We start from the raw sequence: 25,043 nt of genomic DNA on the forward strand, positions 1-25,043 counted from the left end.
CATGAATATACAAATCGATACAGTAAACTATCTGAATCTCATGGTCCATCCGGAAAAAGTCGCCGATACACTCAATATTGAAGTTTCCAGTCATGCCTATTTACCGAAAACCGACGATCCTGAAAGCGATTGGGTAGCCTCTGTTGCCGTACCGGCATTCAAGCTGATACGGAAACGGTATGGTCATCCTGTTCCGTCTTTTTGTTCCATCGGTACCGGTTCCGGACTGGACGTGCTGGCAGCCATCGAACTGCTCGGTGCAGACCATGTCGGTTTTACAGATCTTCAGTCTGAAGTCGTCGAAACAGCGGCGAAAAACATCACAAACAATCTCCGGAAGGGGAAAAAAGTCATTATGGCGTATGGAGCCGGAGATCTGCTCTCACCGCTATCGGGACAGCAAAAATATTATGACGTCATTTACGAGAATTTGCCCAATGTTCCGCTTGACGGAGGTTCAGGCATTGCCGAGAAACGGAACAGCGGTCACTTTCTGGAAAAACGCCCTGAACCGATCCCGGCACTGGTTCATAACAATATGCTCGACCTGCATTTCCTGGCTTTGCTTCAGGCCAGACAGTTTCTGACAGAAAACGGTTCCGTTTATTCGACACTGGGAGCCCGCGTCAATCTCGATATATTCAGATTGCTTGGGCTTGAGGCCGGTTACGACTCGCAAATATTGACTTATAGCTGGAAAATCCAGGCAGAAGCGGAAGATGTCTTATCCGGCTATGCCAGGCAGGAAGCTGCGGGACTGGGTCCGTTTCATTTTTATCTTGTACACGATTTAAGGACAGCGTTCTCGGGAACAAATGTGGAAGAATCCGGAACAGGGGCACTGGAAATTGAAAAAACACTGGTGCCTCACCAGCTCAGCGCAACCGAAGCATGGGCAGCATGGAAAAACGGAAAGGAAATCGGACACACTGTCGCCGTACTTCAGTCAACCCCACGAATAAAATGACCGGAAAGGAAATCTGAATATGAAAGATCCCCGGATATGGAGCGTCATCCAGGCGGCGGCACTTGTTCTGTCAGGACGATCTGCCGTTGCCGATGCTATCGGCACGGAAGCCAGCAAAATGCTGGCTCTGGAAATTCCGGAACAGACCGGAACTTTTTCCAAAAGCATGTTCCCGGTCACTTCCTTTATTGGCGAAGCCCTGAAACACGGAACATCTTCCACCCGTCCTTTTCTTGATGTCCTGGCTCATGCACTTCCGTATTTGCCCTGGAAATACAATTATCCCCCCCGCAACGACATGCCGGATCTCGGCATTAAAATGGCATGGGGTGAAATTATCGGTCCACAAGCCCCGTTTGTCTGCGAAAGCTTTTGCATGGGATTTACTCTGATTGCACCGCACAGTTTCTATCCTGCACATTTTCACCCTGCAACGGAACTTTATTATGTTCTCTCGGGAGCGGGGCAATGGACACTGGACGGAAAATCTGCCTGGCACACCCCCGGTTCCTTCATCCTGCATCCCTCAAACAGGATTCATGCCATGCGAACGGAAGATGACCCCCTGCTTGCCCTGTATACCTGGAGCGGACCGGATGTCATGACACTCTCGCAATACGTCTCCTGAAATCCGTTCTGCCTGAATCTGCCGGAAACAACATCTTGTCTTTTCGACAAATTCAGGCAGAACCTGAACTCCGAGTCCCTTCAAAAATCAAAACGGCTCCCAGTATCCGTTCACCGGCATGACAAGCTTTTCTGTCACTCAGGTCAGTCCTTCAAGCTGGATGACATCCACCCATTCACCGGCCCGGACTGTTTCACACTCTTCGGGCAACACAATAATACCGTTTGCCTCGGTTATGGAACGCAGGATCCCCGATCCCTGTTCTCCGGTCGTTCTCACCGTCAGATTGCCATCGGCATTCTGGCTCAGGACACCCCGCTGAAATTCCATCCGGCCCACACGCTTGGACAAACTGGTTGCCGCCTGAGCCCTGACAGGCAACAACGGCGAGGGCAGGGCGCCCATCATATGCAAAAGCGCATCCCGGACGAAAAAATAAAAGGAAACCATCACCGCCACCGGATTGCCCGGCAGACCGAACAAAAAGGCATAATCGCCCCCGGATCGAATCTTGCCGAATGCCATGGGACGCCCCGGACGCATCCGGATCGACCAGAAAGCGACATCTCCTATTTTCGCCATGACCTGTTTGGTATAATCCGCGACACCGACAGATACACCGCCCGATGTCACCACGGCGTCGGCATTTTCACAGGCTTGCAGCAATGCCTCTTCCAGTTCCCCAGGATCATCGCCGACAATTCCCATATCCAGCACATCACATCCAAGCCGTTCCATCAATCCGGTCAAAACCGCCCGGTTACTGTCATAAATCGCTCCGTTCTCCAGTTCCATGCCAGCCGGTCGCAATTCGTCTCCGGTTGAAAACAGCGCGACCCTGACTTTACGGCGAACAGCGACTTCCGCCATTCCGACTGATGCCAGCATCCCGAGATGGGCCGGTCGTAATAATGTTCCCCCGACTATGAGAACCGAACCTTCACAAACATTTTCACCGGTCTTGCGGATATTGTCCCCTGCCATGACAGCCCGCGCGGGAACAGACAGATGCATTTCGTCGATCATTTCGACATTTTCCTGCTGGACAATCGTATCGCATCCTTCGGGAACCACTGCACCGGTCATGATACGGATACATTCCCCGAACCGGATACGGCCCAAATAGGGGTGACCTGCCGCAGAAAATCCCGCAACCTTCAGCATCACGGGATTCGACAAATCCAAATTCCGGGAAGAAAAGGCGAAACCGTCCATCGCTGCATTGTCAAAACATGGCACCGAAACCGGTGCAACGACATCCTCGGCCAACACACGGCCCAACGCATGACGCAAAGGTACTTTTTCCATGCCGCTGACCGGCGAGACGAAACCTGAAACAAGATCATGGGCCAGTCTTACAGAAATGGAATCGGGATTATAGGAAGGCAGGACGCCGGTCAAATCCTTTATTGTCGAAGCACTGTCATTCATGAATTACCTTCCGGTATCGTTATCGGGCAGATCCTGCAACCTCTTCAGTTCATCTGGCGTATTGACATTCTCGAATGCATGCAAATCATCGAAACTGGCCGTGGCCACATTCAGCGACGCATACCATTCATCGATTTTATGACCGCCGTTTTTCAGATAATTTTCAAGATGGGAAGCAAGCGACGCCTTCATCAGGCAAAAAACGGGCTGGATCTGGCAATATTCATCGGCCCGTGAAACGGCCACGGCCAAATCAGCCCGTTTTCCATCCAGCGCACGATAAAGATCTTCAACCAGATGCCGCGAAAGAAAAGGCGCATCGCAAGGCGCCGTCACCAGATACAACGTCTTGCAATGACGCAACCCTGTCAGAAAACCGGCCAGAGGGCCGGAGAAATCCATCGGATCATCGGCATAAACAGGATAATCGAATGTCGCATAAGCCTCCGTATTCCGGTTGGCATTGATCATCAGGGTGCTGACTTGCGGCCTTAGCCGGTCGATGACATGTTCGACCATCGGTTTGCCTTTCAAAAGCTGCAACCCCTTGTCGACCATTCCCATCCGCCGTCCACGGCCTCCTGCCAGGATGACACCGGTCACATCGTCATAAAGACATGAATCGGGAATATCGGTCAACCCCGGGAACATCCACACCATGTTCAACCTCCAATATAGGACATTTCTATTTTCCGGCCACGGCCAGCGGAAGCGTTTCCGCGCAATTCGGAATACCGGTCGTCACGACGCTGCCAGCAGGATATGGCCGCTCTGGCAATCTCTCCATCGGAAAAACCTCCTCTCAACAGACGCCGCAAATCGAAACCTTCCGTCGCGAAGAGACATTTGTACAATTTGCCTTCCGTCGACAGGCGAAGCCGGGTACAGTCACGGCAAAAAGCCTGCGTCACACTGGCGATCACCCCGATCTCACCGCCGCCGTCACGATAGCGCCAACGCCCGGCCGTCTCGCCGCGGTAATGTTTTTCCAGTGGCTCCAGCGGCATTTCATCATCGATCATCCTAAGCAGCTCTCTTGCCGGAACAATTTTCCGGTCAGTCCAGTCATTCGTCGTGCCGACATCCATGTATTCGATGAACCGGACGATGACAGAGGTATTCCTGAAATATCGTGCCAGCGGAAGCACCTGATTTTCGTTCATGCCTTTTTTGACGACCATGTTGACCTTGACCGGAGAAAATCCTGCGGACAATGCCGCCTCGATACCGTTCAATACATCCGCGACCCGGAAACCGACATCGTTCATTTTCATGAAAACGGTATCGTCCAGTGCATCCAGCGATACAGTAATGCGCCGCAAACCGGCATCAAAAAGCGTTCGGGCCTTTCTGGCCAGCAGGGAACCGTTAGTCGTGAGCGTCACATCGACTGGTCGTCCACCCGGAGTTTTCAGCCCGGCCAGCTGTCCGACCAGTCTCTCGACATGTCTGCGCAACAGCGGTTCACCACCGGTCAGACGGATTTTTTCCACTCCCATTGATACAAAAAGCCGTGCCAGGCGGGTGATTTCCTCGAAAGAAAGCATATCCGAATGAGGAATGAAACGGAAATTCTTGCCGAATACTTGCTTCGGCATACAATAAACACAACGGAAATTGCAGCGATCCGTTACCGAAATACGCAAATCCCTCAAAGGCCTTCCCAACCTGTCCAGCACAACGGCCCCTGTACCGGAAGATACAGGGGAAGGACGGAGTACATATTTCGTTTCATCCTGCCGGAATACGGGAAAAATCGGGTAGGGCATGAGCAATAACTGTCAGATAAACGGCATAGACGGTAAAGATACCATGAACCGGAATTTGTTTCATGGTTCAAATCCGGCTGCATCATATAACACTTCCCTCATGTTTCCGGCAGTAAAAAAAATACTTCCGGCAACATGCACACGATACCTGAACCGGTCACTTCCGAAAACACCCGTTTAACAGCCATACCGGAAATCCGGCCTATCTGGATATACTTTGCCGAATATCATTACGCCGGATTTCATACGGAATATGCTGGAGGAACCATCAGGGAAATCCTTCTCACCTTTACTTCAATCGGAAAATTATGGCTACCAAACCCACTATCATTCTCGTTCACGGCGCATGGTCCGACGCTTATCACTGGGAAAACGTGATTCTCGGACTTTACGCCAAAGGCTACAAAGTACGTGCCGTCGAAAATTCGCTCAAATCACTGGAAGAAGACATCGACAACACCATCCGGCTGATCGGTGCCCATCCGGAACCGGTCATTCTGGTCGGACACGATTACGGCGGCGCCGTCATCACCCGTGCCGGAAATGAAGACAATGTCGTCGGACTTGTCTATTGTGCCGCCTATTCGCTGGACGAAAGCGAAACCATCAACGATGTCCTGGCCTACCGGGATCCCTCGCCGAGCGCCATGAACTTTATCGACACTCTGGACGACTATATCTGGATCAAATACGACAAGTTCAAGGACAGTTACTGCCAGGATGTCGCCGATGACAAGGCCTATGTCATGAGTGTGACCCAGAAACCGATCTACGCCAAAACCCTGAACGACCCGTCAGGCGAAGCGGCATGGAAAAATGTCCCCAGCTGGTACCAGATTTCGTCGAAAGACCGGATTATCCCGCCTGAAACCCAGAAATGGCTGGCCGACCGGCTGGAAGCGAAAAAAGTGATCACGCTGGATTCAAGCCATGCTTCCATCATTTCACATGCAAACGACATCGTGAACCTGATCGATGAAGCAGCCAAATCGCTAGGCTGACCATCCGTCGTAACAGGTCTGCACAGTGAACAATGCGTGTGTTCGATTAAGGATACACGCATTATGTCTTTCGTGGAAACCGCATGGCAACACCACATGGACACACGACTGACCGGAAAATCCGGATACACGGCCTTGTGTCAGGCTGCCGCTTCCTTAAAAACATTTCACGTTCAGTACTTCTCGCAGCAGACCTGAACCGTTTCTCATTCCCTGTTGCTCCCATTTTTTTCGAAGGAACCGAACATGATCACCATCCGGAAATCGCAGGACAGAGGATATGCCGACCATGGCTGGCTGAAAACCTTCCATACCTTTTCATTTGCGCAATATTACGATCCACGTTTCATGGGATTCCGTTCGCTGCGTGTCATCAACGAGGATCGTGTCGCTGTCGGAAAGGGATTCGATTTGCATCCGCATGACAATATGGAAATCATTTCCTACGTTATTTCCGGTATGCTGGAACACAGGGACAACATGGGCAGCCATGAAATCATGAAAGCAGGCGAAGTCCAGCGTATCAGTGCCGGCAAAGGCATACTGCATAGTGAATACAACGGTTCAGCGAATGAAGAAGTTCATTTTCTGCAAATATGGATCATGCCCGATGAACGAAATGTCCGTCCGGAATATACCCAGGCATCGTTTACGGATATCGATCAGGACAGTCTGGTTCTGATCGCCAGCAAAACGGCCCGCTACAATTCCATCTCGATTCACCAGGACGCCGACGTTTATGCCGCCAGACTGGAAAAGGGCAGTGTTATCGATCACGACATCGCCGACAAAAGAGGGGTATGGATCCAGATGATCAGCGGGGAAATGAGCATCAATGGAAAAGAAACCCTCCTGGCAGGCGATGGCGCCGCTATAGAAGATACCGGCCATCTGACGCTGGTGGCAACCCGAAATTCCCATTTTCTATTGTTTGACATGGCGTGATCGTTTTCCGCTGCCGGCCTGCGACATTTCCGAACCGGATGGACAGTTCGATACTTCGCACATTTCATTGCGGTGCGACACCTCGCAAAAATCACGTCATTACGACAAGCAAGCGGACCTGAAAATCATAAAAAAACCGCGTTTTTCACGCGGTTTTTTCATTTCGGAAAAAGCGTCGTTATTCCTTTCGGGTATCCACCTGAATCAATGGGCCGTCATCGACAACAACGGGAGCTCTTCTTCTGCGAACCGGCCGTCTGACCGTTTCCGTTTCTGACTGAATCCGGCTTTCCTGAACCTTCTTCATTTTCTCAGGATCGGTAGAAGCCATCGTCAGACCGGCTTCCGCCAGAATCCGTTCCAGTTCGGATACCGGATCGGCTGCGGGAACGGATACAGAAGAAGCCACGACATCCTTTCCGGCTTCAGCCTCACCTTCCGGGTCGACAAGAACTCCCGCCGAATCCGTTTCAACCGATCCGGCGACAGGTTCCGTTACCGGTTCGGCAACCGGCTCTGCTACCGCTGCGACATCTTCCTGTTTCACTTCTTCGACAGGTGGCTCCGCTTCCACAACAACGGGCTGTACTTCCGTGACGACGGCTTCCACAATTTCAGCCGTTTTGGCCGGCACGACTTCAACTTCAGAAACGACCGGAACAACCTGAACGTCTGCGACGATGTCATCTGCCTTTTCGGCATAAACAGCAGTCTCATCCGTTTCGGCCGCTACGGCAGCATTTTCCGTCGAAGCGCGACGGCGTTTCGGATGGGAACGCCGGCTTTCACGACGCGGAGAAGCGGTTTCCTCTTCCGGATTCACCTGAACGGTATCGGCACCATCAGAGGATCCGTTTTCTCCAGCAACTTCCGTAACTTCCACAGAGGACATATCAACCACCGGCACTTCCGGAACAGGAACGGCGACAATGTTTTCGATATCCGCATTCGGCATTTCAGTCTGTTCGGACGGTGTTTCGGCATTGGCATCCCGACGGCTGCGATTGCGTCCCCCGCGACGGCGGCGACGCCGGGTTTCGTCTTCATTACCGACATCACCTGTACGTTCCTGTACCGGCATTTCCGTGACGACATCCGTTTCAGCGGCAACGATCTGGATGGCTTCGGATACCGGAACCAGTGCAGTCACTTCCGGTTTCGCGACAACGGTTTCCAAAACTTCCGGCTTTACGGCATTTTCCTCACTTCTGGCCTGTTTGCGTTCTTCCCGCTGGCGTTGTTCACCTTTTTCGCCACGGGTCCTGCGCTGGCGGCCGGTTTTCGGTACCGTTGTTGCAGCGGCATCCTCATGCTCGGACGAGGAAGCCACTGCCGGCTGTGCTGTCCGGCTCTTTTCCTCACGTGCTTCACCCCGGCGGCTGCGGCTGCGTGAACGCTCGCCGTTTCGGCCCTTCCGTCCGTTTCTGGACGGCTGTTTCCCGGCAGGTTCTGCCGGTGCTTCAGTTTTGCCGATACCGAAAAAGCCCAGCAGACGGTCGAAAAATCCTTTCTCGGCAACGGCCGGAACCGGTGAATGATCGACCACCGGAGCCGGCATACCTTCCGGAATATTCTTGACGATCGCTTCCTGTGCCGGCTTGACCGGTTCTTTCTGGCGTTTGGAGAAACTCATGTCCACATCGGACTGTTCCGCCAGTTTGTAACTGACTTCCGGTTCTTCCAGACGCGGATCGTCATGCTTGATACGTTCCAGTTTGTAGTGTGGCGTTTCCAGATACTTGTTCGGTATCAGAACGATCTTGACCTTGTGGCGCGATTCGATTTTCATGATCTCGCCACGTTTTTCATTGAGCAAAAACGCCGCGACATCGACCGGAATCTGGACATGAATGACCGCCGAACTTTCCTTCATGGATTCTTCCTCGATAATCCGGAGAACCTGAAGGGCGGACGATTCCGTATCGCGAATATGTCCGGTTCCGTTACAGCGCGGGCAGGTGATATGGCTTCCTTCGGACAGGGAAGGGCGCAGCCGCTGGCGCGACAATTCCATCAGACCGAAACGGGTGATCTTGTCCATCTGGACGCGTGCCCTGTCATAATGCAGCGCTTCCTTCAGACGGGCCTCGATCTCACGCCGGTTTTTCGGCGATTCCATATCGATGAAATCGATCACGATCAGTCCGCCGAGATCGCGCAGACGCAGCTGGCGGGCGACTTCTTCGGCCGCCTCGCAATTGGTCGTGAACGCGGTTGTTTCGATATCCGTTCCGCGAGTGGAACGGGCCGAGTTGACGTCGATGGCGACCAGTGCCTCGGTATGGTCGATGACAATGGATCCCCCCGAAGGCAGGGAAACGACACGCGAGTAAGCCGATTCGATCTGGTGTTCGATCTGGAAACGTGAAAAAAGCGGGACACCATCCCGATACCGTTTCACCCGGTTGGCCATATCCGGCATGACATAACTCATGAACTGGCGGGCCTGTTCGTAGATTTCATCCGTATCGATCAGGATTTCGCCGATATCCGGCTGGAAATAATCGCGAATGGCACGTATGACCAGAGACGATTCGTGATAGATCAGAAAAGCGCCCGGAGCGGAAGAACCGGCACTCTCGATGGCATTCCAGAGTTGCAACAGATAATTCAGGTCCCACTGCAATTCCTCGACCGTACGGCCGATCCCGGCTGTACGGGCAATAATCGACATGCCCGGCGGCACATCCAGCTTGTCCATCGTTTCACGCAGTTCCTGACGCTCCTCGCCTTCGACACGCCGTGAAACACCACCACCACGCGGATTGTTCGGCATGAGCACCAGATAGCGGCCGGCCAGTGAAATGAACGTGGTCAGAGCCGCCCCCTTGTTGCCGCGTTCTTCCTTTTCGACCTGAACCATGATTTCCTGACCTTCCGTCAGGGCGTCCCTGATAGTGGCATTGCGGACATCCACTCCTTCCCTGAACAGGGAACGGGCCACTTCCTTGAATGGCAGAAAACCGTGACGGTCTTCGCCATAGTTGACGAAACAGGCCTCAAGGGAAGGTTCGATCCGGGTAATGACTGCCTTGTAGATATTGGATTTGTGCAACTCACGGGCATTCGATTCGATATCGATATCGATCAGTTTCTGCCCGTCGACAATCGCAACGCGCAGCTCCTCCTGCTGCGTTGCGTTGAACAACATACGTTTCATAAATACACTCCGTGGCCCGAGGGCCCATATTCCTTAAACGATACGCTCGGAAGCGACGTCGCAAATCAATCGGGTGTACACACGGAAAAGGCTGGACGGAGGACGGGCATCGGGCAGGCGAAGACGGCAAAGGCCGCCCGCGTCGCCCGACGAGCGGGGATGGGGTCGATCAATTTCAAGGTTAGCGATTACGCCTGCAATATGCATTTCATTCAATAAACAGACAATGCGATGAAAAGGGCAAATCAGAGCCAAACGACATCAAAATTTTTCGGTTACCAAACACATCACGACACAAGCAGCAAACCGTTTCTGCTTGTCCTTCAAATCCTTTGTATCCAGACGCAAAATCCTCATTCCGGCATTCCGTCCGGCTAACGCTGTGGCGTCAGCCTGGATCCCATACTGAAATGGCGCGTACACATCTTTTCCATTGAATTTGTCTCAAACCGGGCCAATGGATGCCGCAACTGTGTAGAATGATTCTTTTTATTGTACACAGACGGGCCGGAAATTGCCGGCCGATTCAGGATTATATAGATAAATGACCCCGACTCATAGAGGCAATGTCAGTAAAAACGTTGAAAAACAGGTCGATACTGGTGACAATTCACAAATGAAACCGGTTCGGCTGGTAACCGTGACGGAAAACCAGGACGGACAACGCATCGATAATTATCTCTTCAGGATATTCAAGGGCGTTCCGAAAAGCCATGTTTACCGCATCCTCCGGTCCGGAGAAGTGCGTGTCAACAAAAAACGGATCGACCAGACATACCGGCTGCAAGCCGGAGACATCATCCGCATTCCGCCAGTCAAGACAGCCGAACGGGAAGAAAAACGCATACCGGATGCCCGTTTCGATATCCTGTACGAGGATGACAGCATTCTGGTCATCAACAAACCGGCAGGTGTCGCAGTCCACGGCGGTTCCGGCGTATCCTTCGGTGTCATCGAGCAATTGCGTGCCATGCGGCCGGAAGCGAAATTTCTGGAACTCGTCCACCGGCTGGACAAGGAAACGTCCGGCATTCTCGTTCTGGCCAAAAAACGGTCGGCCCTGACACGGCTGCATGAACAGATCCGCGAGGGGGCCATTGACAAGCGTTATCAGGCACTGGTGCATGGAAACTGGAAAAACCAGAGACAGCACGTCAGGCTGCCATTACTGAAATACCATACCACCGACGGTGAACGGCGTGTACGGGTCGATGCGGCAGGACAGGCGTCTCATACCGTTTTCAACGTACTGAGACATTATCCGGACTTCACCTTGCTGGAAGCGGAACTGAAAACAGGACGGACCCACCAGATCCGTGTCCATCTGGCCTCGTCGGGTTTTGTCATTGCCGGAGACGAGAAATACGGCGATTACGAACTGAACCGGCAATTGCAAAAAGGGAAAAAAGGAGAAGATGCCTTAAAACGCATGTTCCTGCATGCCTGCAAAATCACGTTTGTTCACCCCGAAACGGGAAAACCGGTCACGATCACCGCACCATTACCCGATGAATGTGCCGGCTATCTGAAAACACTGGAGTCCGGAAACAGCAAAAAAACATGAAAAATTTACGGTAAAATTCACATTCGACAAATCATTCCAGTGGCTCCGTCCGTGGCCTGAAAACCGGATGGATACCACTAACGACCAATATGCCAAAACAGAAATTCGACCTGATCGTCTTCGACTGGGACGGTACCCTGATGGACAGTACAGCCGCCATTGTCAAAAGCCTTCAGGATGCCGCGCTCGATCTGGGATTGCCGATGCCCGAAAAAAAACGGGCCGCCCATGTCATCGGCCTTGGTCTCAAAGAGGCTCTGGAAACCGTCCTGCCGGATCTGGCGCCCGAATATTATCCGAAACTGGTCGACCGATACCGCATCCATTTCCTGACAAACAACCCGAAAACCACGCTTTTCGATGGCGTGAAAACCATGCTGGACGATCTGAAAAACCAGAATTACCTGCTTGCGGTAGCGACGGGCAAGAGTAGGGCAGGACTGAACCGCGCCATTAACGAAACGGGTCTGCAAGGTTATTTCGACGCCAGTCGTACAGCGGACGAAACCTGGTCGAAGCCGCATCCGGCCATGCTGCTCGAGCTGACCGAGGAACTCGGCGAACCCATGAACCGTACGGTCATGATCGGCGACACCACACACGATTTGCAAATGGCGAACAATGCCGGCGCGGCCGGAATCGCCGTACAATACGGGGCACACTCCGCGGCCGAACTGCAAAAGCTGCATCCGATATATGCAGCCGGTTCGGTTCCGGATCTGCACCACTGGCTCAATGAAAATGCATAACCCCTTACTCACAAAACGGGACTGTCATGAGTGAAAACAACTGGGAACGCGACGTTCTCGAAAAACTGATGCTCCAAACTCTCAAGGAACAGCGTGTCCGTCGCCGCTGGGGTATCTTCTTCAAACTGACGACCATTTTTCTGGTCATATTCGTCATTGCCTCGATCAAAAATCTTTTCCTTACCGAAAGCGACGGTACGCCGGTCCAGGCCCATACGGCCATGATCGAAATCAAGGGAACCATCGAAGCGTCCGGAAACGCTTCTGCCGGGAACATCATCAAGGCTCTGAACAAGGCCTATGAAGAACCGATGGCAACCGGCGTTATCCTGAAAATCAACAGTCCGGGCGGCAGTCCGGTCCAGGCCGGCATGATTTATGATGAAATCCGGCGCCTGCGAAAGGTCCATCCTGACAAACCGCTGTATGTCGTCGTCGAGGAACTGTGCGCTTCCGGCGGTTACTATATTGCCGCAGCAGCCGACAGGATTTATGTGGACAAAGCCAGCATCGTCGGCTCGATCGGTGTGATGATCAACGGATTCGGCATGACGGGCCTGATGGACAAACTCGGTATCGAACGCCGCCTGCTGACTGCCGGAGAATACAAGGGATTCCTCGACCCGTTCAGCCCACAGACACCGCAACAGGTCCAGTACGCCCAGTCCATGCTGAACCAGATTCACCGGCAGTTCATCGAAGCGGTTCGTGCCGGTCGGGGAGAACGTCTGAAAGAAAACCGGGAAATCTATAGCGGACTTGTCTTTTTGGGACCCGAAGCGATCAGACTCGGACTGGCCGATGAACTGGGAACGGTGGAAAGCGTTGCCCGTGATATCATCAAATCGCCTGAAATCGTCGATTACACCGAACAGGAAAAACTGGCCGATCGGGTACTGAAAAAATTCGGAGCATCTGTCGGTTACGGTGCCGCCAAGGCCGGCCTGGGCTGGAATCCCGTTTCATGGCAATGATTTTCCGGCAAACGGCTGCCAAAACCCGGGAGAACTGACGACGGACATTTAGCAAATCCGCGATTACCTGTTACTATTGGGTAATCGATGCAAAAAAGTGCCTGAAGCATGACGATGGCAACTTTTATATGCTCTATGGAGACTGTGGCATGGCAAAGAATATTTTTTCAGGAACGCTGGCCGGCATGGCCGTCCTGTTGTCGACCCTGGGTCCGGCAATTGCCGGTGATACTGCCACAGCAGCGAAAAACGGAAGCGAGCTGTCTCCAAGACAACAACAGGCCATCCGGAACGCCTTTTCCAGACTGGATGAGGGAGAGCGTCAAATGACAATGGAATGGAGTGATGCCAAAAAAGTTTCGGAAACCATGTGCCGTCCCGCCGCTCTCCGGTATTTCAGAAAACAGTACAGGGAAACCGACCGGGTATTTCTCGGTACCGTAAAAAGCGACAGCCTGAAACTGCAAGGCAACCGACAATTGACCGGAACCGGACAGTTCCGCGAGGGATACAACTGGCATTATTTCACTTTCGAATGCCAGCTGAATCCGGCAACAGGCTATGCCGTATCATTCAAGGCAGACATAACGAAAACCGAAAGTTACAGACGACAGTCCCTCTGAGGGAAAGTCAGTGAACAGGAATATCATGCACAAACGCGATATTGCCAACATTTTGTTTATCACCTGTGTTCTGGCACTGCCGGCCGGACCGGCAACAGCCGAAACAACCGAACCGCCCTTGAATCCTGCCGATGCTCCTTCGGAATGCCGCAAGGACAGTGATGTCATCGACATCAATCTGTTACGCAAACGGCTCATGGAAACTCCCCGCCAGATCAATACCTGGATCGACAACACCTACGGTTTCCGGTTTGTATATCCATCCCACCTCAAACCTTCCAGACAATTCGAACCGGGATATCTCGAAAACGGCAGCTGGAGCTGGTTCAGCGAAAAAGACAAGGGGTTTCCTCTGGTTTCGCTGGCCTTGCCGGGAACACCCCAGAAAACGACCGTTGCCGAAATCCGGATCGGAGTCAGCGAAGACCCCGTGACGGTCCGGCAATGTCGCAACCTGCCCCCAAACGCCACGCCGGACAGTCTCAAGACATTCCGGCACAAGGACAATATTTATACCTTTTTCAGCGGAAGCGATGCCGCCATGAACAAATCGATTTCCGTCCAGGCATATCGCACCGTCCATCGCGACCGGTGCTACTCCATCGAGCTGATGGTTTATGGAACGAATCCGGATGCAGTGGATCCACCGGATTATGCCGCCATGAAACCTGACGAAGCCATGACCCGCCTGACCAGTCTGTGGCGACAGATGGATTTCCAGTGGCTGCCCGATATGCCGGTCCGGAAAGAAAAATGATCATGCTGCTCATTGCCGCAGTCCTTTTGGCAAGCCTCGTTCTGGCCGTTTTCCTTGTCTACAGGCATATGGGAAACAAAAAAACGGACTTGCGCATGAAACAGCTCGAAAAGCCTGTCGCCAAACTGCTCGATACCGTCGACCTCGACAGGGCGGAAAAGCTGATGATCGTCGCTCATCCCGATGATGAAACCATCTGGGGAGGAGGGCATCTTTTGCAGGACACGGGACGCTATCTGGTCGTATGCATCACCGCCGGTACGGATTCCGTCAGGGATGAGGAACTGAAAAACGCCATGGCAATCTGTCAGGCCCAGTATCTCAAACTGGGATTTCCCGACCTCGACCGGCAACAGAAACAGGATCGCTGGAAAACGGCCGGCACCGACATCAAAGCCACTCTTGAAATCATCATGACGGCCAAAGACTGGCAATCGATCGTGACTCACAATCCCCGTGGAGAATACGGACACCGGCATCACAAAATGACCAGCCGCTTCGTCACAAATGCTTTCAGAAAACGGATCGCCAAAGACAATCTGTTTTATTTCGGCATTTACTACAAACCCCGTTACCGTAAAAAACTCCGGCGGCACCAACCGTTACCTGCCGATATCGCCGACCTGAAAATATCGGGAATGCTTCCGGAATATCCCAGCCAGGCCGGCCCGCGCAAATCCTACGAACACATGTTCCACTATGAGGACTGGGTGAAATACCGTGACTGGAACGGTTTCACGACTTTTTTGAGAAGCAAAAACATCATTCCGTAAAATACCCGGCAGGGATTTTCACGACACTCAGTCCATGACGTTTTACACAGTCTCCGAAATACGGCCATCAACTTCCATACTTCCGTAGGCAAAAGGCATTCCAGTCACGTTGGGGCCAATCCTGTACCAGAATGGGAATACAGGATTGGCACACACCGGCAACCCACATCTGCGAATACATGCCAGTCCAAACACCGACCTCCACCGGGGCGATACCATCAGCGATTTCATCCGGTTACCGTCACCATGACAATCATGGAAATACTATCATTGGCGACATCTATATATACATATTCAATATAAATAAGAAACAAAAAAAGTATTTTTTATATATCTGACAAAGCGCTACACTTTCCGGAAACAAAAGGGATATCTCCCGTCAACGATAACAGAAGGTGCTGTTATGAAAATCATCATCGATCTTGTCAAAAACTGGACATTACCGCTTGCCATCCTGCTCGGCGCTCTGGGTTTTCCCCTCTGGAAACATTTCGGTTTTTTTGTGCCTTATTTCATTTTCACTATGCTGCTTCTCACGTTTTGCAAAATACCGGTGTCAGAACTCAAATTCAGCTCATTCCATTTCCTGCTGGTAGCTCTCCAGATTGCCGGCAGCCTTGTTGTTTTCATCATTTTGAAACCATTCGATATTCTCATCGCCGAAACGGCCACAGTCTGCATCATGACACCGACCGGTACAGCAGCGGCCGTCATCACCCGTAAACTGGGCGGCAATGCGGCCAGTCTCACCAGCTATATGATTCTCTCCAATCTGGCAACCGCCATTGCGGCACCGCTGCTGTTTCCCTTTATCCATCCCATGAGTGGTGGAATCGGTTTTACCGAAGCTTTTTTCATCATCTCGCAGAAAGTTTTTCCTCTTCTGGTTCTGCCATTCGTTCTGGCCCTGTTGCTGAGACGGTTTCTGCCTGTTGTGGGAACGAGACTGGCGAAATGGCAGGAAGCCGCTTTCTATCTCTGGGGCCTGACACTCATGATCGTTATCGCCAGAACAGTCGATACACTGGTCAACGAACCTGCCGACAAGTGGGCGGCCATCTGGCTGGCTGTCGCCGCTTTCCTTGTTTGCTGCCTTCTGTTCACGGCCGGAAAATGGCTGGGTAAACTCTACGGACAGCGCATCACCGGCGGACAGGCACTGGGCCAGAAAAATGCCGTTCTGGCTGCATGGTTGTCGCAAACCTATCTGAATCCCGTCGTGGCTGTCGGTGCCAGTGCCTACATTGTCTGGCAGAATCTGTTCAACGCCTGGCAACTCTGGATGGAAAGACGGCACCCCCAAAAAGACCTTGCCTGAACCGGAGGAAAACAAACGGTTGAAAAGAATGATTCAAAACCTGCCGGAACGGTTTTCTGTCGTCAGAAAAGACAACTCGCGGTATCATTGACGCTATTTCAAACCAGAAGCGACCGAATCCATGAATGGCGATCTGTTTTTCCTCCGGCAGCCCGACCTTTTCGGCACTGCCGATAGTGGTTCCTCTGTAAAAAAGGAACCGGCAGACGAAATCCAGTCCTTAAGAAAACGTCTGAACAAACTCCTGGCGAAAACGGATGACTTTCGCCTTCTGGAACGCATACCCGTCACTCGGTCAGGCCTGAACCTGCCATACAGATTCTGTAACGCAACGGGTGATGAAATATCCATCGTCTTTCTGGATACGGAAACCACCGGACTGTCGCTCGACACGGACGTCATCATCGAACTGGGACTGGTCAGGGCCAGTTTCTCCCCCTCGAAAAAACAGCTCGTATCCATCGATCGCATCGCAAGCGCCTATGAGGACCCGGGTATGCCGATTCCGCCATTCATTACGGAACTGACCGGTATCACAAATGAAAAAGTCAGTGGACAGCATATCGATGAGACGATGGTATCGGACTGCCTGAAAGACGCTTTTTTGATTGTGGCTCATAACGCTTCCTTCGACCGGCCGTTTTTCGAAAAACGCTTTAAGGGCTTCGAAGAAAAAAAATGGGCCTGTTCTCTTGCCGGTATCGACTGGCGCCGTTTCGGTTTCAAAAACCTGAAACTGGAAGATCTGTTGCTTAAATCGGGATATTTTTATGAAGCGCACCGTGCATCCATCGACTGTCTGGCGCTGGCATGGTTGCTCCATGTCCAGAACCACGCGTTTGCCGATCTGCTTGCACAGGCCGGCAAAAAAACCGTGACGGTACGGGCATTCGGCGCACCGTTCGAGGCCAAGGATGCCCTGAAAACCCGGGGTTACCGCTGGCACGACGGGACAACCGGCCCCAATCGGCACTGGTGGAAAGAAATCGCCGAAGAAGAAGTGGCCGATGAAAAAAATTTTCTGGACGATTTATATCCGCACGGATCCGACCGGGCCGGTTTTTCTGTCAAGACGGCTGCCGAACGGTTCAAAAGCCCCTGATTTTCAGGCAAGCAGGTTCAGCGATTTCAACCACTTCCTGATTTCCGCATCGGCCTGATCCCGTTTCCCCCCTCTGATGGCAAGACCGGACAGAATTTTCGCTTTCGGACAGGATTGCCGGATATACCGTTCACTCATGCCAAACCCGCTGCCTTCATGCGTACAGAACGGAACAATCGTTTTTCCCGAAAAATCCGCAGACTCCAGAAATGTCAGGACAGGCATCGGCATCACCCCCCACCAGATCGGATACCCCAGAAAAACAGTATCATAGACATCGGGATTTCTCACGATCTCTTTCAATTCTGGGCGTGCATTTCTTCCCAGTTCTTCTTTCGCCCGTTCAACAGTTTCGTCGTAATCGGCAGGATACGGTTTCACCGGCTCGATATGGAAAAGATCACCTCCTGCCAAAGCCTGTATTTTTTCAGCCACCACCCGGGTATTGCCCACAGCCAGATCGACAATACGATTGCCGAAATAATTGCTGCCGGCACGGGAATAACAGGCAATCAGTTTTTTCGTCATTGCAAACCTCCTTCGCCAGAAAAAATGATGATTTCGAAATAATCCGATGACACTGACTATATCCTTTCCCGGAAACAGGCGGCAGTGATGAAAATGCCTTGTTATTGCCTGATTCTCTCAAATCCGGCAATAACCGGTTTGCATAGTGGACATAGGAAAATGACCAGTCGTTCAAAAACGCCAGAGTGTCTTCAGGATATTCAGCGAAGACAGCAGAATGCCACCGACAATCAGAGCGCCTCCCGCAATCTGCGAGAACGAGACTGTTTCGTGCAAAAAAACGACAGCTTCCAGACTGCTGAAAAAAGGTATGCTGTAATAAACGATCCCGGCACGGGCCGCACCGATATACTCGACCGAACGGTTCCATAACAAATAACCGATGAGTGTCGGAATGACCGCGATATAGGCCATGATCAGAAATGTCGGCATATCGGGCAGGGAATATCCAGGCCTTGCCACTTCGCCAATCATGAAAGGGCACAGCGCCAGCAGACTGTATGCCAGCATGGCCAGCATGAACGCCTTTTGCGGCATGGCCGCCGGACGCCTGCGGACAAGAATACTGTACACGGCAAACAATGAGGCAGCCAACAGCATCCATAAATCACCCACGGTAAACGACAGGGCGGCCAGACGGTGAAAATCACCATGCAGTACCAGTACGATCACGCCGAAAACGGCGACTGCCAGTCCACACAACTGGAGTGACGCAAGTCTTTCTCCCAGAAAGAAACGGGCGAAAAACGCCATAAATACCGGCGCAGTCGCTGCAATCAGCGACAGATTGGTGGCGTCCGTCGTATGGCCTGCCTCAAACATCAGGATACTGTACATCGCAAACCCCAGTACACCGGCCGGAACCATCCACTTCCGGCACTGACGCACCAATGCCCAGTGTTCCCGGATAGCTCCCGCACCGAAAGGCAACATGCAGGAAAACGTGAAAAGCCAGCGCCAGAAAGCCAGCTCGACAGGCGAGAGAGTCTGCGGCAAAACGCGAACCAGCGGGAAAACCGTGCTCCACAAAACGGTCGCCAGCAAAGCCAGAAAATACCCCCGGGCCGCGGATGCAGAAGGATTCATCAGTAAACGGGAATCAGAAGATGAAAAGATCTATGTTATACCACTCACGAATGAAGCACGAAACAATGAGCGTATTTTCCCGGAACCTGTTTGGCGGAATATTCCGGAGAATACACCACTCTTTGCCCTGAAACAAAGTTTGTCCGAACAGAGAAAGACAGAATATTCACCACCATTTACCCTTTCATACAGGCTTTCCATGAAACGGCTGTCCCGACTGATTGCTCTGACCGTGTTTACCATGCTGATACCGGCACCATTCGTTTATGCCGACCCATCCTCCGGATTAGAAGACCGTCTGATACGCACCGTCATTTTCAGCCGTCATGGCGTCCGCTCACCGACCCAATCCCCGGCGACCCTGAAACAGTGGGCCAGCAAGCCCTGGCCAGTATGGCCAGTGAAACCCGGAGAACTGACCCTGCGTGGCAAGGCTCTGATCAGGGCTCAATGGACGGCGCTCAAGCCCGTTCTGGAAAAACATGGACTGCTGTCTGAAAATTCCTGCCCGGCACCGCAGCAATATTCACTGATCGCAGACGAAGACCAGCGAACCCGTGAAACAGCCGTCGCCATTTTCGAGGGACTGGCGCCGGGCTGCCGGATCAATCCACAGTACGGGACACGTTACGACACCCTGTTCCATCCCGACATGACTTCCTGGCGTGAAATGAACCATCAGGAAGCGCTGGACCAGGTACAGTCCCGGCTTGATCTTCTCGAAAAGGACCCGGGTGTCCAGTCGGCACTGAACCGGTTGCAGGAAATCACTGGGTGCTGCAATCACCTGTCCCTTTTGCGCGAAAAAGAAGAAAGATACACGAGTCTCAAGGAATTGCCGACTCGTATAAGGATCGATTCGCAGAAGCCGAAACTGGACATTTCGGGGAAATGGCCCATCGCTTCCAGCATCGCCGAGATCATGTTGCTGGAATACGGACAGTGGCCCGACAGAAATGCAGGATGGGGAAAAGTGGATGAAAACATTCTGAAACAGATCGTCCCGTTGCATGACAGGGTCTTCGACGCCACACACAGGGCACCTCTGCTCGCAAAGGCCGGTGGCAAATATCTGGTGAAAAACATCCGGGATACACTCCTGTCGGAACAGTCTCCCCGCCTGTCCATTCTGGTCGGTCACGATACCGATATCGCCTATATCGGAGGACTGCTCGGCATCAGCTGGACAGTACCGGAACAGGGGCTCAATCCCATCCCGCCGGGAAGTTTCATGAGCTTCGAGCTATGGGAGAAAACGGAAGGGAACAGGGAAATCCGCATTTATTTCCACGCACCGGCATTCGCTTCATTACATTCAGTCCCGGCATCGGAAACCATGCCGGTAAAAGTGCCCGTCGACAAACCATTTTACCGTGCCAGTGATTTCTCGCAACAGGTCGATCGCGTCACGGGCCTTTGACACGGGCGACTCTCCGGATCAGATATTTTCGGGAAAAATCTGGCGGCGCTTCAACAAAAAACCCGCAGTAACTCTCGTCAAGCAAAAACGGACGCAACAACTTCTGAAAAATCCACCAACAGAATCGATCCTGTAACGATCCAATTTTGAATCCCTATCGGCCATGAACCATTTCATTGAGTATCCATGAAACGAGTCTGACCGCGACTGGCCGTTTCCGGGAAAGGATTTTCCCGGAACAAGACAAAAAACAGCTCAGGAAACCATTCAACGAAGCGGCAATTCCATCGTCCGCTTGATTTGTTGCAGGGAAATCTCGGTCTTGATACTTTGCACACCCCGAATACGGGTAAGATGCCGTATCTGGAAGTTCCGGTATTCATCCAGACCGGAAGTCACGATTCTCAGCAGAAAATCACAATCGCCGGCCATCAGGTAACATTCGACGACCTGGGGCAGGGCATTGATCTCGGAAATGAAATGATCGACCGTACCGGTATCCTGTCCGGTCAGCCAGACCCGTACATACAGCGTGAGCCCCATACCGGCCTTGACCGGGTTGACCAGCGCGACATAACGCTCGATCACCCCGGATTCCTCAAGCTGCCGGACCCGCCTCAAACAGGGGGAAGGGGAAAGCCCGACTTTCCGTGCAAGATCGACATTCTGCAAACGGCCGTCTTTCTGAAGACATTCCAGAATCCGCCGATCGGTATGATCCATCTCGATTGGCATAAAATTTCACAAATAGAAAAGTATTTTCGCAAAAATTTCAAAAATGGAATATATACAGCGATATTAGACATCAAATTCCAATTCGTTCGCTATAAAATAAACAACAGTATAACGCACTGAAAAACACCCGCATGGACAAACCCGGACAGACAGGAGAATTCATCAGAGGCATAAAAACGGCTCTGCCTGTCATGCTTGGATTCATTCCGTTCGGACTGGTTCTGGGAGCCCAGGCCACCCAGAAAGGATTTTCCGTACTGGAGGTTCCCCTGATGACCGGTATCAATTTCGGGGGAGGTTCCGAATTCGCCGCTGTGGAACTATGGACATCGCCGCCACATATTTTCGTGATCGTGCTCATCACGTTTCTGATCAACAGCCGGCACCTGCTGATGGGTGCGGTACTGTCGCCATATCTCAGCCATCTTCCCCGCAAAAAGGTATTGGCCGCCCTGTTTTTCATGTGTGACGAAAGCTGGGCACTTGGCCTGAACGATGCCGTATCCCGTAAACCCGACGGGAATATCCGGGGATTTTCCCTCCCGTTCTACATGGGTGCCGCCCTGACGCTTTACACAACCTGGGTAGTCTTTACCACCATCGGCGGCATTATCGGACCTGTTATCGGCGACGTCAGGAACTGGGGATTCGACATGGCATTTCCGGCCGTGTTTTTCGTTCTGTTGCGTGGCATGTGGCGGGGTTTTGCCGCGGCCCGTCCCTGGCTTGTCAGCCTGATCGTCGCCATTGCCGTTTATCTGACGGTTCCCGGTGCCTGGTACGTTCCTGCCGGAGCCGCGGCCGGACTGCTTTTCGCATTTTTCACGGCAGGCAGGACATGATCGAACCGGCCGACATCATCACATTCTTGCTGATGGGATGCGTCACCTGGCTGACCCGGATCATGGGATATCTGGTACTGCACAACCGGACACTGGGATCACGGACCCGGGCTGTTATGGAAGCGGCACCGGGTTGTGTACTGATCACTGTTATCGCACCTTATTTTGCGTCCGACAGGCCCGCCGACCTGATCGCGTTGGCCATTACCCTGATATTCTCAACCCGTTTTTCCTTCCTGCCGACCGTTTTGGCCGGAATCGCCTCGGCATTTCTGCTGCGTCACCTGATGTGATCCATCCGGTTACACACATACCGGTCTATTTATTGACGAAACTTCCGGAAAAGCCAGTTCCGTTGGCTGTCGCCAGCCTTTTTTTGAAGAACATTCTCCCCGACCGCAAAAAACCAGGCCGGTTTTCCCTGTCTTTCCAGCACAATCATATTGTCTGCGGCATTCCATGAAAAACAGCCCGCGACATCCATACCATTGGCCAGTGTGATGACATAACGATTGCCCTCATTCAGACAGACTTCCCGGATATCCCCGCCGCGACCTGACGCTGAACTTCATAGCATCCCGAATAATCCGGATTCTGACGGACAGAAGACGAACCGGAAACAAACGGGCCTGCAGAGATATCCGGCAACGGAGACCGACAGGCAGCCAGAAACAGCAAGGCACACATCCGGAAAAGTACTGTCACTCTCATATATACACTCACACGTTTCGGGGCAAAAGCTGAAGTCATCCTCGCAAAATGGACGACTGGCGAACCGTTCTTTAACAGATTGGCTTGCCGCAAGATTCCTGCCGGCATTATCCACGACAACGGAACACGGGCCATGATACCGGTCAGTCCAACTGGAAACAGTACATTAACCGGCATAAAGCGGATCAACGTATGAAAAAAACGGCAGGAGCGAACCGCAACCTGCCGCCATCATCTTCGGTACGCCGTCTAGATCTGCCGGGCATGAATCATTTCACCACTCAGGACAAAATTGCCTCCACCCAAATGATGAATGGTATGCAATTCCCTGTTTTGATCGGTGAAATTCCACAGGCCATCCCGGAATATCCTCTGATCGGCCGCAGCGGAAACCACCTCGCCGAAACAGGTATCATACCGTTCCTGCGGCCCCGGTTCCGGCAGCAACCGGCATTCCAGCCAGGCGACGCAACCTTCCTCGATCACCGGAATATCCAGCCCGGTACTCTGTACCGTCCTGATATTGAAACGGGAAAACTTGTCCATTCCCCGACCGGAAACGCTGCCGACCGCATACACCTGATCGATGAACGACGCGGCCGGCACACATACTGCAAAAACACCGCTCTCTTCAAGAAGAGTCCGGGTATAGGCCTCCTTGTTGATCACGACAACCAGACGGGGAGGATCGAATTCGACCAGAGTCGACCAGGCAGCCGTCATCACATTGCGCTGCCTGCCATCCTTGCTGCGACTGGTCACCATAATCGTGGGACCATGATTGATCAATCGGGTAGCGTATTCAAGGGGAACAGGGCGGAATTCACTCATTTATCATTCCTTTCTATAGTCGTTGAACAAGCGAAGCGACAGGGAAGGGTAAAGCGGCACGGCTCCTCCGGAGAACATCCGTTCAGTGGGCAACCCATGTCCGTGTCTTAGGCCACATGATAGCATTGTCGTATGACACGGACATGTATTCTTCATGTCATTTATCTTATTGGCAAATCCGGACAGTCCTCCACGAAATACGGTAATAACTGTGCCATGCAGGCCCTGTATTTTGCTCGATAATGACTTTGTACTGGCACCGCCCCCTGTGTAAACCAGTTACAACCCAAAAACCGTTTTCCAAACAGAAGGTTTCAGCTTAAAATGCCGCATTGGCGCAATTGATGCACAACAAAACAATCACATCAAAAAAGGAAAGAACGAATGGCACTTCTGCAACGCGGAAAGACGAAAGACGTATACAGCCACGGCGACTACACGCTTGAACTGAAATTCACCGACCGGGTTACCCTGAACGATCAGGGTGAAGTGGATCCGGGCGGAAACAATGTATCGGACTCGCTGGCGACCGGTCAGGGTTTTGCCTGCCTGTCGATGACCACCACCATTTTCAGCTATCTGGCCGCCAACGGTATCCCGACCCATATGGTGTCTTACGATCTGGACAACCTTTCCATGGTCGTACGCAAGGCCGTCACGTTCAAACCCGGTCTGGAATGGGTTTGCCGCTGGAGGGGTACCGGCAGTTTCATTCGCCGCTACAAAACTGTACCGGGTGCGAAAGACGGTATGGTCTTTTCCTCTCCGGTTTATGAAATCACCATCAAGGACGATGCCGGCGGCGATCCTCTGATCGTTCCGGATTCCATCGTGGCACTGGGCATGATGTCCCGCGAAACCCTGGACGAACTGGTCGCACTGAACGCGAAAGCCATGGCACTGATCCACGATCTGTTCAAACAGAAAGGACTCGATCTCTGGGACATCAAGATCGAATGGGGCAAGGATGCCGAAACCGGCAAACTCATGCTGATCGACGAAGTCAGCGCGAACGGTTGCCGTGCCTATGATATGAGCGGTGAAAACAAGATCGCGGGTTCGGCATTGTCCGACTGCTTCCGTGCCTGAAACCGGCTGATTTCACGGGGAAAAACCGGCAAATCCTGAC

At 52.4% G+C, this 25,043-nt stretch carries 25 protein-coding genes; 16 read left to right on the plus strand and 9 right to left on the minus strand.

Annotated features, from left to right (window positions below):
- Window position 1: 1 nt before the first annotated feature.
- Together NB647_RS06915 and NB647_RS06920 are read left to right on the plus strand one after the other, a co-directional pair.
- Window positions 2–967 carry a class I SAM-dependent methyltransferase gene (locus tag NB647_RS06915; RefSeq protein ID WP_269282609.1) on the plus strand — a complete coding sequence of 322 codons (966 nt, stop codon included), beginning with the start codon at window positions 2–4 and terminating at the stop codon, window positions 965–967.
- A gap of 19 nt (window positions 968–986) precedes the next feature.
- On the plus strand, window positions 987–1,595 hold the full coding sequence (locus tag NB647_RS06920; RefSeq protein ID WP_269282611.1) for a dimethylsulfonioproprionate lyase family protein: 609 nt from the start codon (window positions 987–989) through the stop codon (window positions 1,593–1,595).
- A gap of 138 nt (window positions 1,596–1,733) precedes the next feature.
- Here NB647_RS06920 and moeA read toward each other — a convergent pair whose 3' ends face one another.
- Genes moeA through moaA form a run of 3 tightly spaced genes read right to left on the minus strand, consistent with a single transcriptional unit; the run spans window position 1,734 to window position 4,795 of the window.
- Window positions 1,734–3,026, minus strand: coding sequence for a molybdopterin molybdotransferase MoeA (moeA, locus tag NB647_RS06925; protein ID WP_269282613.1), 1,293 nt, complete (start codon window positions 3,024–3,026; stop codon window positions 1,734–1,736).
- Window positions 3,027–3,029: 3 nt separating this feature from the next.
- The gene (gene mobA, locus NB647_RS06930) at window positions 3,030–3,686 is read right to left on the minus strand and encodes a molybdenum cofactor guanylyltransferase MobA (RefSeq protein ID WP_269282615.1); all 657 of its coding nucleotides are present in this window, start codon (window positions 3,684–3,686) and stop codon (window positions 3,030–3,032) included.
- A gap of 2 nt (window positions 3,687–3,688) precedes the next feature.
- Window positions 3,689–4,795, minus strand: coding sequence for a GTP 3',8-cyclase MoaA (gene moaA / locus NB647_RS06935; RefSeq protein ID WP_269263882.1), 1,107 nt, complete (start codon window positions 4,793–4,795; stop codon window positions 3,689–3,691).
- Between the two features lie 308 nt (window positions 4,796–5,103).
- Here moaA and NB647_RS06940 point away from each other — a divergent pair, with 308 nt between their 5' ends.
- Together NB647_RS06940 and NB647_RS06945 are read left to right on the plus strand one after the other, a co-directional pair.
- Complete coding sequence (locus tag NB647_RS06940; RefSeq protein WP_269263883.1) at window positions 5,104–5,796, plus strand: alpha/beta hydrolase; 693 nt, start codon at window positions 5,104–5,106, stop codon at window positions 5,794–5,796.
- A 246-nt stretch (window positions 5,797–6,042) separates the two neighbouring features.
- Window positions 6,043–6,741, plus strand: coding sequence for a pirin family protein (locus NB647_RS06945; RefSeq protein ID WP_269282617.1), 699 nt, complete (start codon window positions 6,043–6,045; stop codon window positions 6,739–6,741).
- A gap of 178 nt (window positions 6,742–6,919) precedes the next feature.
- On the opposite strand, the gene NB647_RS06950 is transcribed toward NB647_RS06945, so the two are convergent.
- Window positions 6,920–9,901 (minus strand): Rne/Rng family ribonuclease, encoded by a 2,982-nt coding sequence (locus NB647_RS06950; RefSeq protein WP_269282618.1) that lies wholly within the window; start codon window positions 9,899–9,901, stop codon window positions 6,920–6,922.
- A gap of 544 nt (window positions 9,902–10,445) precedes the next feature.
- Between NB647_RS06950 and rluC the strand changes: the two genes are divergently transcribed.
- The 8 genes from rluC to NB647_RS06990 all read left to right on the plus strand — a co-directional run bounded on the left by rluC (window position 10,446) and on the right by NB647_RS06990 (window position 17,761).
- A complete protein-coding gene (gene rluC, locus NB647_RS06955; protein WP_416143516.1) occupies window positions 10,446–11,465 on the plus strand; it encodes a 23S rRNA pseudouridine(955/2504/2580) synthase RluC in 1,020 nt (339 codons plus the stop codon).
- A gap of 89 nt (window positions 11,466–11,554) precedes the next feature.
- Window positions 11,555–12,214 (plus strand): HAD-IA family hydrolase, encoded by a 660-nt coding sequence (locus tag NB647_RS06960; protein WP_269282619.1) that lies wholly within the window; start codon window positions 11,555–11,557, stop codon window positions 12,212–12,214.
- Window positions 12,215–12,240: 26 nt separating this feature from the next.
- A complete protein-coding gene (sppA, locus tag NB647_RS06965) occupies window positions 12,241–13,188 on the plus strand; it encodes a signal peptide peptidase SppA (protein WP_269263887.1) in 948 nt (315 codons plus the stop codon).
- Window positions 13,189–13,337: 149 nt separating this feature from the next.
- On the plus strand, window positions 13,338–13,811 hold the full coding sequence (locus tag NB647_RS06970) for a hypothetical protein (protein ID WP_269263888.1): 474 nt from the start codon (window positions 13,338–13,340) through the stop codon (window positions 13,809–13,811).
- Window positions 13,812–13,821: 10 nt separating this feature from the next.
- Window positions 13,822–14,568: a hypothetical protein gene (locus NB647_RS06975; protein WP_269282620.1), complete on the plus strand. Its 747-nt coding sequence runs from the start codon at window positions 13,822–13,824 to the stop codon at window positions 14,566–14,568.
- Window positions 14,565–15,341 (plus strand): PIG-L family deacetylase, encoded by a 777-nt coding sequence (locus NB647_RS06980; RefSeq protein ID WP_269263890.1) that lies wholly within the window; start codon window positions 14,565–14,567, stop codon window positions 15,339–15,341. The genes NB647_RS06975 and NB647_RS06980 overlap by 4 nt, the downstream gene beginning before the upstream one ends.
- A gap of 403 nt (window positions 15,342–15,744) precedes the next feature.
- Complete coding sequence (locus NB647_RS06985) at window positions 15,745–16,659, plus strand: bile acid:sodium symporter family protein (RefSeq protein WP_269282621.1); 915 nt, start codon at window positions 15,745–15,747, stop codon at window positions 16,657–16,659.
- A gap of 121 nt (window positions 16,660–16,780) precedes the next feature.
- A complete protein-coding gene (locus tag NB647_RS06990) occupies window positions 16,781–17,761 on the plus strand; it encodes a 3'-5' exonuclease (RefSeq protein ID WP_269282622.1) in 981 nt (326 codons plus the stop codon).
- 3 nt (window positions 17,762–17,764) lie between these two features.
- On the opposite strand, the gene NB647_RS06995 is transcribed toward NB647_RS06990, so the two are convergent.
- Both NB647_RS06995 and NB647_RS07000 read right to left on the minus strand, forming a co-directional pair.
- The gene (locus tag NB647_RS06995) at window positions 17,765–18,289 is read right to left on the minus strand and encodes a flavodoxin (protein ID WP_269282623.1); all 525 of its coding nucleotides are present in this window, start codon (window positions 18,287–18,289) and stop codon (window positions 17,765–17,767) included.
- A 171-nt stretch (window positions 18,290–18,460) separates the two neighbouring features.
- A complete protein-coding gene (locus NB647_RS07000) occupies window positions 18,461–19,375 on the minus strand; it encodes a DMT family transporter (RefSeq protein ID WP_269282624.1) in 915 nt (304 codons plus the stop codon).
- Between the two features lie 199 nt (window positions 19,376–19,574).
- Here NB647_RS07000 and NB647_RS07005 point away from each other — a divergent pair, with 199 nt between their 5' ends.
- Window positions 19,575–20,795 carry a histidine-type phosphatase gene (locus tag NB647_RS07005; RefSeq protein WP_269282625.1) on the plus strand — a complete coding sequence of 407 codons (1,221 nt, stop codon included), beginning with the start codon at window positions 19,575–19,577 and terminating at the stop codon, window positions 20,793–20,795.
- 267 nt (window positions 20,796–21,062) lie between these two features.
- Here the strand turns inward: NB647_RS07005 and NB647_RS07010 are convergent, their stop codons facing one another.
- Window positions 21,063–21,530 (minus strand): Lrp/AsnC family transcriptional regulator, encoded by a 468-nt coding sequence (locus NB647_RS07010; protein WP_416143419.1) that lies wholly within the window; start codon window positions 21,528–21,530, stop codon window positions 21,063–21,065.
- Window positions 21,531–21,661: 131 nt separating this feature from the next.
- Here NB647_RS07010 and NB647_RS07015 point away from each other — a divergent pair, with 131 nt between their 5' ends.
- Together NB647_RS07015 and NB647_RS07020 are read left to right on the plus strand one after the other, a co-directional pair.
- Window positions 21,662–22,372: an AzlC family ABC transporter permease gene (locus tag NB647_RS07015; RefSeq protein ID WP_269282626.1), complete on the plus strand. Its 711-nt coding sequence runs from the start codon at window positions 21,662–21,664 to the stop codon at window positions 22,370–22,372.
- Window positions 22,369–22,665 (plus strand): AzlD family protein, encoded by a 297-nt coding sequence (locus NB647_RS07020; protein WP_269281454.1) that lies wholly within the window; start codon window positions 22,369–22,371, stop codon window positions 22,663–22,665. The genes NB647_RS07015 and NB647_RS07020 overlap by 4 nt, the downstream gene beginning before the upstream one ends.
- Window positions 22,666–22,894: 229 nt before the next feature.
- Here NB647_RS07020 and NB647_RS07025 read toward each other — a convergent pair whose 3' ends face one another.
- Window positions 22,895–23,083, minus strand: a complete 189-nt coding sequence (locus NB647_RS07025) for a hypothetical protein (RefSeq protein ID WP_269282627.1) — start codon at window positions 23,081–23,083, stop codon at window positions 22,895–22,897.
- A 249-nt stretch (window positions 23,084–23,332) separates the two neighbouring features.
- Entirely contained in the window at window positions 23,333–23,914 is a 582-nt protein-coding gene (locus NB647_RS07030) for a flavin reductase family protein (RefSeq protein ID WP_269282628.1), read from the minus strand.
- Between the two features lie 384 nt (window positions 23,915–24,298).
- Here NB647_RS07030 and NB647_RS07035 point away from each other — a divergent pair, with 384 nt between their 5' ends.
- On the plus strand, window positions 24,299–25,003 hold the full coding sequence (locus tag NB647_RS07035; protein ID WP_269282629.1) for a phosphoribosylaminoimidazolesuccinocarboxamide synthase: 705 nt from the start codon (window positions 24,299–24,301) through the stop codon (window positions 25,001–25,003).
- Window positions 25,004–25,043 lie beyond the last annotated feature (40 nt).

This window comes from Oxalobacter aliiformigenes, from assembly GCF_027116575.1.
GTDB lineage: Bacteria > Pseudomonadota > Gammaproteobacteria > Burkholderiales > Burkholderiaceae_D > Oxalobacter > Oxalobacter aliiformigenes.